The 7998-nt window shown below is 66.7% G+C and carries 13 protein-coding genes and 3 tRNA genes; 4 read left to right on the top strand and 12 right to left on the bottom strand.

The annotated features are described in order from the left end of the window. Positions 1-492: DUF6596 domain-containing protein (locus A5713_RS23445; RefSeq protein WP_369804514.1), on the top strand; the 492-nt coding region annotated here is incomplete at its 5' end. An 86-nt stretch (positions 493-578) separates the two neighbouring features. Here A5713_RS23445 and rplA read toward each other — a convergent pair. The 12 genes from rplA to A5713_RS23385 all read right to left on the bottom strand — a co-directional run bounded on the left by rplA (position 579) and on the right by A5713_RS23385 (position 5502). Further along, complete coding sequence (rplA, locus tag A5713_RS23440) at positions 579-1286, bottom strand: 50S ribosomal protein L1 (protein ID WP_068098556.1); 708 nt, start codon at positions 1284-1286, stop codon at positions 579-581. A 76-nt stretch (positions 1287-1362) separates the two neighbouring features. Beyond that, positions 1363-1791, bottom strand: a complete 429-nt coding sequence (gene rplK / locus A5713_RS23435) for a 50S ribosomal protein L11 (RefSeq protein WP_067211717.1) — start codon at positions 1789-1791, stop codon at positions 1363-1365. A 42-nt stretch (positions 1792-1833) separates the two neighbouring features. Continuing rightward, positions 1834-2577: a transcription termination/antitermination protein NusG gene (gene nusG, locus A5713_RS23430; protein WP_068098555.1), complete on the bottom strand. Its 744-nt coding sequence runs from the start codon at positions 2575-2577 to the stop codon at positions 1834-1836. Between the two features lie 26 nt (positions 2578-2603). Further along, positions 2604-3050, bottom strand: coding sequence for a preprotein translocase subunit SecE (gene secE / locus A5713_RS23425; protein WP_068098554.1), 447 nt, complete (start codon positions 3048-3050; stop codon positions 2604-2606). A 94-nt stretch (positions 3051-3144) separates the two neighbouring features. Then, positions 3145-3217: transfer RNA gene (locus A5713_RS23420), tRNA-Trp, on the bottom strand. 149 nt (positions 3218-3366) lie between these two features. Next, positions 3367-3867: a (3R)-hydroxyacyl-ACP dehydratase subunit HadC gene (hadC, locus tag A5713_RS23415; RefSeq protein WP_067918520.1), complete on the bottom strand. Its 501-nt coding sequence runs from the start codon at positions 3865-3867 to the stop codon at positions 3367-3369. Positions 3868-3870: 3 nt separating this feature from the next. Further along, positions 3871-4299 carry a (3R)-hydroxyacyl-ACP dehydratase subunit HadB gene (gene hadB, locus A5713_RS23410; RefSeq protein ID WP_067918518.1) on the bottom strand — a complete coding sequence of 143 codons (429 nt, stop codon included), beginning with the start codon at positions 4297-4299 and terminating at the stop codon, positions 3871-3873. Continuing rightward, positions 4286-4765, bottom strand: coding sequence for a (3R)-hydroxyacyl-ACP dehydratase subunit HadA (hadA, locus tag A5713_RS23405; protein ID WP_067918516.1), 480 nt, complete (start codon positions 4763-4765; stop codon positions 4286-4288). The genes hadB and hadA overlap by 14 nt, the downstream gene beginning before the upstream one ends. 34 nt (positions 4766-4799) lie before the next feature. After that, entirely contained in the window at positions 4800-4967 is a 168-nt protein-coding gene (gene rpmG / locus A5713_RS23400; RefSeq protein ID WP_007167776.1) for a 50S ribosomal protein L33, read from the bottom strand. A 46-nt stretch (positions 4968-5013) separates the two neighbouring features. Next, a tRNA-Met gene (locus A5713_RS23395) sits at positions 5014-5087 on the bottom strand. 52 nt (positions 5088-5139) lie between these two features. Then, a tRNA-Thr gene (locus A5713_RS23390) sits at positions 5140-5212 on the bottom strand. Between the two features lie 77 nt (positions 5213-5289). Further along, complete coding sequence (locus A5713_RS23385; protein ID WP_067919510.1) at positions 5290-5502, bottom strand: type II toxin-antitoxin system VapB family antitoxin; 213 nt, start codon at positions 5500-5502, stop codon at positions 5290-5292. A 111-nt stretch (positions 5503-5613) separates the two neighbouring features. On the opposite strand from A5713_RS23385, the gene A5713_RS23380 reads away from it, so the two are divergent. From A5713_RS23380 to A5713_RS23370, 3 genes are all read left to right on the top strand, one after another. Continuing rightward, positions 5614-6327 (top strand): MBL fold metallo-hydrolase, encoded by a 714-nt coding sequence (locus tag A5713_RS23380; RefSeq protein ID WP_068098553.1) that lies wholly within the window; start codon positions 5614-5616, stop codon positions 6325-6327. A 62-nt stretch (positions 6328-6389) separates the two neighbouring features. Continuing rightward, the gene (locus tag A5713_RS23375) at positions 6390-7247 is read left to right on the top strand and encodes a hypothetical protein (RefSeq protein ID WP_068098552.1); all 858 of its coding nucleotides are present in this window, start codon (positions 6390-6392) and stop codon (positions 7245-7247) included. Beyond that, on the top strand, positions 7244-7939 hold the full coding sequence (locus A5713_RS23370; protein WP_067919516.1) for a crotonase/enoyl-CoA hydratase family protein: 696 nt from the start codon (positions 7244-7246) through the stop codon (positions 7937-7939). The genes A5713_RS23375 and A5713_RS23370 overlap by 4 nt, the downstream gene beginning before the upstream one ends. Positions 7940-7998 lie beyond the last annotated feature (59 nt).

Here is a 7998-nt window from a genome sequence, read left to right as displayed (position 1 = left end):
CGGGTTGACGACGCCGGGATGCTGGTGCCACTCGAGGAGCAGGACCGCCGCCGGTGGGACCGCGGCCGCATCGCCCGGGGGCTGGATCGGCTGCGCCGGGCGGAGGGCTCGACCGGCCCCTACCTGCCACAGGCGGTGATCGCCGCGCTGCACGCGACGGCGCCGTCGTGGCACCAGACCGACTGGGTCACCATCTGCGCGGCCTACGACCGGCTGCTGCTTCTGACCGACTCACCGGTCGTGCGGGCCAACCGCGCGCTGGCGGTGGGCTTCCGCGACGGCCCCGACGCCGGCCTCGCCGCCTTGGACGAGGTGGCGCACGACCCCCGGCTGGGCCGTTCGAATCTGGTCGCGACGGTGCGCGCCGACCTGCTCCGGCGTGCCGGCAGGCCGGCCGAAGCCCTCACCTGGTATCGAGAAGCCCTGGACGCCAACGGTTCCGAGCCCGGTAGGGAGTTCCTGCGGCGCCGCATCGCCGAGTGCGGCGGGTGACCACCCTACTTTGCCGCCGAACGTCGACTTGTTGCGGCGATTACTGCCGAAAACGCCCGACAAGTCGACGTTCGGCGTGCCGAGGCCTACGCCTCCGCGAAGTTGCGGGTGATGGCCGGGTCCACCGGGATGCCCGGGCCCGTGGTCGTCGACACGGTGATCTTCTTCAGGTAGCGACCCTTCGAGGCGGACGGCTTGAGCCGCAGCACCTCGTCGAGCGCCGCGCCGTAGTTCTCCGCGAGGGCCTTCTCGTCGAAGGACGCCTTGCCGATGACGAAGTGCAGGTTGGCCTGCTTGTCGATGCGGAAGTTGATCTTGCCGCCCTTGATGTCGGCCACGGCCTTGGCGACGTCCGGGGTGACGGTGCCCGTCTTGGGGTTGGGCATCAGGCCGCGCGGACCGAGCACGCGGGCGATGCGGCCCACCTTGGCCATCTGATCGGGCGTGGCGATCGCGGCGTCGAAGTCCAGGAAGCCGCCCTGGATCTTCTCGATCAGGTCGTCGCTGCCGACGACGTCCGCGCCTGCGGCCTGCGCCTGCTCGGCCTTGTCGCCGACGGCGAACACCGCGACGCGGGCGGTCTTACCGGTGCCGTGCGGCAGGTTGACCGTGCCGCGGACCATCTGGTCCGCCTTGCGCGGGTCCACGCCGAGCCGGATCGCCACCTCGACCGTCGCGTCCTGCTTGGCCGACGCGGTCTCCTTGGCGAGCTTGGCCGCCTCCAGCGGGCTGTAGAGACTGTTGCGGTCCACCTTCTCGGCGGCGGCGCGATATGCCTTGCTGTTCTTGCTCATTGATTCATCCAATCTCGTGGTTGGTTGTGGTTAGTCGGGCCGAAGCTGGCCCTCCCACGTCTTGCTGTGTTCGTCCCTATTCGACGGTGATCCCCATCGACCGGGCGGTGCCGGCGATGATCTTGGCCGCCGCGTCGATGTCGTTGGCGTTGAGATCGGTCTTCTTGGTCTCGGCGATTTCACGAACCTGGTCCCAGGTCACCTTGGCGACCTTGGTCTTGTGCGGCTCGGCCGAACCCTTGCCCACGCCGGCGGCCTTGAGTAGCAGCTTGGCGGCGGGCGGCGTCTTGAGGGCGAAGGTGAAGCTGCGGTCCTCGTAGACGGTGATCTCCACCGGGATGACCTGGCCGCGCTGGCTTTCCGTGGCCGCGTTGTAGGCCTTGCAGAACTCCATGATGTTGACGCCGTGCTGGCCGAGCGCGGGTCCGACCGGCGGCGCAGGGTTGGCCTGCCCCGCCACGATCTGCAGCTTGATCAGCCCAGCGACTTTCTTCTTCGGGGCCATGAGATGTTGGTGTTCCTTCCTGAACTGGGCGGGACGCCCGAGCTAAATCTTCGAAACTTGGCTGAACGTCAACTCCACCGGCGTCTCGCGGCCGAAGATCGACACCAGCACCTTGAGCTTCTGCTGTTCACCGTTGACCTCGCTGATGGTCGCCGGCAACGTGGCGAACGGTCCGTCCATGACGGTCACCGATTCGCCGACCTCGTAGTCCACCTCGACGGCGGGCCGCTCCAGGCCACCCACCTCGGCGGCGGCCGCGGTGCTGGCCGCGCCCTTGGCGGCCTTCTTCGCGGCCCCCCGCGGAAGCAGGAACTTGACCACGTCGTCGAGCGTCAGCGCCGACGGTCGCGACGTCGCGCCGACGAACCCGGTGACGCCCGGCGTGTTGCGCACTGCGGCCCACGAGTCGTCGGTCAGATCCATGCGCACCAGGATGTAGCCGGGCAGCACCTTGCGATTGACCTGCTTGCGCTGGCCGTTCTTGATCTCGGTGACCTCTTCGGTGGGCACCTCGACCTGGAAGATGTAGTCGCCGACGTCCAGGTTCTGCACGCGGGTCTCGAGGTTGGCTTTGACCTTGTTCTCGTAGCCCGCATAGGAGTGGATGACGTACCAGTCGCCGGGCTTGCTGCGAAGCTCCGCCTTGAGCGCGGCCGCCGGGTCGACCTCCTCGGCCGACTCCTCGGGAGCCTCGGCCGCTGAGGTTTCCGGGGCTTCAGCAGCCTCGGCGCGCTCTTCTACGTCGACCGCTTCACCCGCGGACGTGTCACCGTCGAAGGTAGTCACGGTTTTCAGTCCTCTCTATCTCTCGCTCAGCCGAACACCAGCAGCACCAGCTTGGTGAGGCCGAAATCCGCGAGGCCGACCAGCGCCACCATGAAGGCCAGGAACGCCAGCACCACCGATGTGTAGGTGAGCATCTGCTTGCGGTTGGGCCAGATAACCTTCCGCATCTCCGCAACCACCTGCTTGAGGTAGTTGTAGACGAAGACGAACGGGTTGGCCGACCGGTCCCCGGGCTTCTTCGGCTTTTTGGCCTTCTTGGCCTTGGCGCCCTTGTCCTCCTTGGCGGCCTCGACCTCGTCCGCCGACTCTACGTCGGCGTCCTCGCCGGTCTCGGCCGCTCGCTGGCGGGATCGTTTGCCGGTGGGGCGCTGCGGCCGCGTCACCACAGCGGTCCGGCCGCCACTCGCGCGGTCGTCCTCCCTGTCAGCGACGTCGCTCGTGGCGTCGTTGGCAGCATCGCCTTCGTCGCTCACCGCATGCTCCTTAGTTTTGCTAGTGTCCCGCGGGCCGCCCCAGTCGTGGTGGGCCATTCTTCCAGTGTCCACCATGGCACGGCTTCGTGTTCAGCAGGGGCGACAGGACTTGAACCTGCAACCTGCGGTTTTGGAGACCGCTGCTCTGCCAGTTGAGCTACGCCCCTTCGCGGTTGGCAGGCCAACCTGCGCTTACCTACCGGGGCTCACATGACACGCGCGCTCCCCGTTCTTTCGACTCACGGAAAGCGCGCTGATGCTGGGAAAACCCCGACGTCCGAGTGTACTCGATTCCCCTCAAACCCAGGAAATCCGATTACGCCGTCCTGACGACCTGGCCGGACTCCGGGTCCCATCGCAGGTTCTCCGACTGGTCGGCGTACTGGCTCATCAGCGTGGTGTACGCCTCCAGAACCAGCTCACCGTCGTCGTTGGTGCAGATGTTCTTGGTGACGACGATGTCGGCGCCGAACCGTTCGTCGACCGACAGGATGTCCATCCGGGCCCACAGCTTGTCGCCGGCCTTGATCGGCTTGGCGAACACGAACCGCTGGTCGACCTGGACGATCACCAGCGTTTCCATGCCGATGTCCACGTGCCGGAAGAAATCCAGCTGCACCAGCTTGGCGAAGATGGTCGCGAACGTCAGCGGGGCGAGGATCGCCTCGTGGCCGAGTTCGGCGGCCGCGTCCTCGTCGTAGTGGGCCGGGTGGCGGTCCTTGACGGCCAAAGCGAACTGGCGGAGTTGCTCGCGCCCCACGACGAAGTAGTCCGGGTAGCGCCAGATCATTCCCCTGATGTCTGTTTTGAGCGCCATGGCCTAGGCGAGGGTTGCGGACGCGATCGCCCTGCCGAAGATCTTCTTGCCGCCGGTGGTGGCCGTCAACGCGATGGTGATCGACTTGGTCTCCGGGTCGACCGACTTCACCCGCCCGTTGAAGACGAGCTCGGCGCCCTTGCCGTCGTTGGGCACCGGCACCACCGCGGTGAACCGCACGTTGTACTCGGTGACCGCGCCGGGGTCACCGATCCACGCGGTGACATACCCGCCGCCGATGCCCATGGTCAGCATGCCGTGCGCGATCGCGGTGTCCAGCCCGACGACCTTGGCCATCTCGTCGTCCCAGTGGATCGGGTTCAGGTCGCCCGAGACGCCCGCGTAGTTCACCAGATCCTGACGGGTCAGCGGGTAGGTCCGCTCGGGGAGCTGGTCGCCCACCTTCACCGAGCTGAACTCACGCAGTGGCATCAGAAAATCCCTCTTCTCCATCATCACCGGCACGGCCCGCCAAGGTCGTGTAGGTCTCCTGCACGACGTCACCGGCTTCGTTGGTGACGACGTTCTTGGTCACGATGATCTGGGTGCCGTGCGACACCCGCACCGAATCCACGTAGACGTCGCAGTACAGCTTGTCGCCGGCCACGATCGGGGCATAGAACTTCAGCACCTGGTCGACCTGAACGATCTGCGCGTCCTTGACGGCGACATTCGCGTGTTCGAAGAAGGCCGTCTGCGCCTTGTACCCGAAAACGCAGATGAACGTCAGCGGCGCGAGCAGGCCGCCGTAGCCCAGCTCGGCCGCGGCCTTCTCCTCGAGGAACGCGGCGTCGTCGTTCTGCACGGCGACGGCGTGCTCGCGGATCTTCTCCCGCTCCACGACGTAATGGTCGGGGTAGCGGTAGTGCATCCCGACGATGCTTTCGGATAACGGCACGGCTGAAATCTACCTAGTCGCTCTCGTGACGCGGCTAGCGCGTCTCCCGGTGCGCCTGGTGCTTGCCGCAGTTCGGGCAGAACTTCTTCAGCTCCATGCGGTCCGGGTCGTTGCGGCGGTTCTTCTTGGTGATGTAGTTACGGTGCTTGCACACCTCGCATGCCAAGGTGATCTTCGGCCGCACGTCGGTACTGGAAGCCATGACGGTTCTCTCTCAAATCTCTCAAGGTGTGCATTGTGTTGTGTTGTAGCGATGGCCGGACTCGAACCGGCGACCTAACGATTATGAGTCGTTCGCTCTAACCGACTGAGCTACATCGCCTCTGCCCGCCCCAATCCGGGTCGGGGCCGCCACGCCTGCTCGGCGTCCGCCGAGCCCCCTAACGGAATCGAACCGTTGACCTTTTCCTTACCATGGAAACGCTCTACCGACTGAGCTAAGGGGGCCGTTCACCCGAATCGGCAGTGCCGTGGGCCTAAAAGAGGGTACAACCTGGCTCGCAGCCGGACCAAACCACGGGCTCTCAGGGGGCGCTGTCGCCGCCTCGCCGCGGCTGCCACGCGCGGAGGTCGCTGAACTCGTCGTACTCCTCGGCCGCTGCGGCATCGGCTTCGGCTTCGGTGAGCAGGGTGCGCAACGCGAGATTGACGGCCTCGCGGGCGTCGGCCAGATGGAAGCGGCGTACCGCCTCGTCAATCAGATCGACGTCGATCTCGATCTCGACCTTCCTGATCATGCGCCAACAATACCCACTGGGCACACCGCCAATCGTTGCTCGCGGGAGGTTGTGCGGCGAAGTCCGCGGCGGCGCTGCGGGCCCCGGACGGGCAGGTCCTAGGCTGGTCACGTGTCAAACGACCGGCTGTACTTTCGTCAACTGCTCTCCGGTCGCGACTTCGCCGCCGGCGACACGTTCGCGACCCAGATGCGCAACTTCGCCTACCTGATCGGTGACCGCGAGACGGGCGACTGCGTGGTGGTCGACCCCGCGTACGCGGCGGGCGATCTGCTCGACACGCTCGAGGCCGACGGCATGCACCTGTCCGGGGTGCTGGTCACCCACCACCATCCCGACCATGTGGGCGGATCGATGATGGGCTTCTCGCTGCAGGGCCTGGCCGAGCTGCTGGAGCGGGCGGCCGTACCGGTACACGTCAACACTCATGAGGCGCAATGGGTTTCGCGGGTCACCGGCATCGGCCTCGGCGACCTGACCTCACATGAGAACCACGACAAGGTCAGCATCGGCGGCATCGAGATCGAGTTGCTGCACACTCCCGGCCACACGCCGGGCAGCCAATGCTTCCTACTCGACGGCCGACTGGTGGCCGGTGACACGTTGTTCCTGGAGGGCTGCGGCCGGACCGACTTCCCCGGCGGCGACTCCGACGAGATGTACCGCAGCCTGCGGCAACTCGCGACCCTGCCCGGTGACCCGATCGTTTTTCCCGGGCACTGGTATTCGGCGGAGCCGAGCGCGTCGCTGTCGGAGGTCAAACGCTCCAACTACGTGTATCGGGCCGCCGACCTCGGCCAGTGGCGCATGCTGATGGGCGGCTGAGGCGTTCGCTCGACCACGACGAATCGGCAACCGGCCTGTGATATAAGCGGAGGGTGGATTCCATGGGGTGGATCCAGGACAGCTGGAACGGAATCACGCACGCTGGGTCCAGCACCTGGATCGCGTGGGCGGCGTGGGCGGTGATCGCGCTCGCCGTCGTGACCCTGATCTTCACCAACCGCCAGATCACCCGCAATCGCCGGCTGGCCGCCGAACAGACGCGGCCGCAGGTCGCGATGTTCATGGAACCGCATCCCGCGGACTGGCACGTGATCGAACTGGTGGTCAGGAACTTCGGCCAGACCGCGGCGTACGACATCACGTTCTCGTTCATGAATCCGCCGACGGTGGCCGAATACGAGAACGCCACCGACGGCTACGCCGACGTCGCCGAACTGCGCCTGCCCCGCGAGTTGCCGGTGCTGGCTCCCGGCCAGGAATGGCGCATGGTGTGGGACTCGGCGCTCGACCGCGCCGAGATCGGCAGCGGCATCGAGTCCCGCTTCACCGGCACCATCCGCTACTACGACCGGCCGGAGCACGCGCACGGGCGCCGGTTCTGGGAACGCGAACGCGTGCCGCTGGAAACCCAGGTGGTGCTGGACTGGGACTCGTTGCCGCCGGTGCAGCGCATCGAGTTGATGACCACCCATGACCTGGCGAAGCGGGAGAAGCAGAAGCTGGAGCTGCTGCGCGGGCTGCTGACCTACTTCCACTACGCGAGTAAGGAAACCCGCCCCGAGGTGTTCCGCAGCGAGATCGAACGGATCAACGCCGCCGTGCGGGAGACGCAGGACAGGTGGCGCACCCGCCAGCTCGACGAGCCCACCGACGTCAGCCTGCGCTGGGGTGAGACCGAGGACGAGCTGGGCAAACACCACAGTGCGCCCGCGGGGCGGCAAGGAGCCAGCAACCCATGAGCGGCCCGGTCCACTACACCCTCAAGGATTCCGTCGCCGTCATCAGGATGGACGACGGCAAGGTCAACGCCCTGGGCCCGACAATGCAGCAGGCCCTGGGCGAGGCGATCGACCGGGCCGACGCCGACAACGCCGGGGCGTTGGTGATCACCGGCAACGAGCGGGTGTTCAGCGGCGGGTTCGACCTGAAGGTCCTCACCTCCGGCGAGGCGCAGCCGGCGATCGACATGCTGCGGGGCGGCTTCGAGCTGGCGTACCGGCTGTTGTCCCACCCCAAGCCGGTCGTGATGGCCTGCACCGGCCACGCCATCGCCATGGGGGCGTTCCTGCTGTCGTCCGGCGACCACCGGGTGGCCGCGCACGCCTACAACATTCAGGCCAACGAGGTGGCGATCGGCATGGTCATCCCCTACGCGGCCCTGGAGATCATGAAACTGCGCCTGACGCAGTCGGCCTACCAGCAGGCCGCCGGGCTCGCCAAGACGTTCTTCGGCGAGACGGCGCTGGCCGCGGGCTTCGTCGACGAGATCGTGCTGCCGGAGATGGTGGTCAGCCGCGCCGAGGAGGCCGCGCGTGAATTCGCCGGCCTGCACCAACACGCCCACGCCGCAACCAAATTGCGCGCGCGGGCGGATGCCCTGAAGGCCATCCGGGCCGGGATCGACGGCATCGAGGCCGAGTTCGGGCTGTAGCCCGCCCGACCCGCGCTGGTCAGCACGTTTTCGACACCGACGCCCGGGTACGCCGGCCG

The sequence above is a fragment of the Mycobacterium sp. E2497 genome (assembly GCF_001668695.1).
GTDB lineage: Bacteria > Actinomycetota > Actinomycetes > Mycobacteriales > Mycobacteriaceae > Mycobacterium.
The sequence above is the reverse complement of the archived record's forward strand: the minus strand, read 5'-3'. Positions and strand labels throughout refer to the sequence as shown.